Raw genomic sequence first — 1,098 nt, forward strand, 5'->3', positions numbered from 1 at the left:
TTGACCAAGGAAACGAAAGAACCCATCAGCATATAGTTTAAGCTAGAATTGACCTATTGTGAAGTTAAATAAGTGCACAAGCTGTTATTATCATTGTTGGCATATTTTATAGGCACTATGTTATATAAAATATGAGTCAACCTGTTATATGACTAACAGTAGCCTAGGGATAGTGCGAGATTGGCAACGGTCTGGTATGGAGCTTCCTGACAATGTACCCCCTTGAGGAATAGCAAGGTTAATGCGTATCGTGAGGTAACATTAAGTAATGGCAAGTAGCATGTCATGAGGGGCTAGGCTAAATAGAAAGATGAACGTAAGTGAATTGCTGATAAACGTCGTGAATTGTAAAGAGCTTAAGCTACTGACAAGCTCTAACCAAAAAGGTATATAGTGGGATATCTCTTTTTACATTGGGGATACGTCATCATAAACACTATCGGCGAACAGGCAGCATCTTAACTATTTATGTGATAATAATGGATCGGCTACACTAATTCATACAACTTTTTTAAGGGGTAAGGTAAACTTATCACAACTAAAAAAGGAACAAATATGAATAAGATTAAACGCAAAAGACGAACATTCACAGATGATTTTAAACACCAAATGGTCAGTCTTTATCAACATGGTAAATCACGTAGTGAAATCGTTGCAGAATATGATTTGACGCCATCCGCATTGGACCGTTGGATAACGCAATCAAGCCAAAGTGGCTCATTTAAAACAAAAGATAATCGCAGTCCACAAGAACAAGAGTTAATCGCGTTGCGTAAAGAGCTTAAACAACTCCGTATGGAAAACGATATTTTAAAGCAAGCAGCACTGATAATAGGACGAAAATCGCTATCCTAAAAGCAAATCGACATCGTTATAGCATAACAAAGCTATGTCAATATTTAGGATTATCAAGATATTATGCTTATTATCAGTGTAAATTGAATAGACAAAAATCAGTAGGGCTTTATGCCGATAAAATCGTGACGCTATTTAATCAGAGCTATCAGTCTTATGGTACAAGACGAATTCGTTTTGATTTACAAAAAGAGAATATTTGGGTGTCACGCCGTTACATTGCTCGGGTGATGAAAGCCTTAT

Annotated in this window: 2 protein-coding genes; both read left to right on the forward strand. The window is 36.6% G+C overall.

Annotated elements, in window-relative coordinates; all coding sequences use genetic code 11:
* The first annotated feature begins 555 nt into the window (after nt 1-555).
* Nucleotides 556-855: a transposase gene (locus A9G35_RS09250; RefSeq protein ID WP_065585449.1), complete on the forward strand. Its 300-nt coding sequence runs from the start codon at nt 556-558 to the stop codon at nt 853-855.
* A gap of 125 nt (nt 856-980) precedes the next feature.
* The coding region (locus A9G35_RS14175; RefSeq protein ID WP_442902855.1) for an IS3 family transposase at nt 981-1,098 on the forward strand (118 nt) is incomplete at its 3' end.

Source organism: Gilliamella sp. Choc5-1, assembly GCF_001690595.1.
GTDB lineage: Bacteria > Pseudomonadota > Gammaproteobacteria > Enterobacterales > Orbaceae > Gilliamella > Gilliamella apicola_M.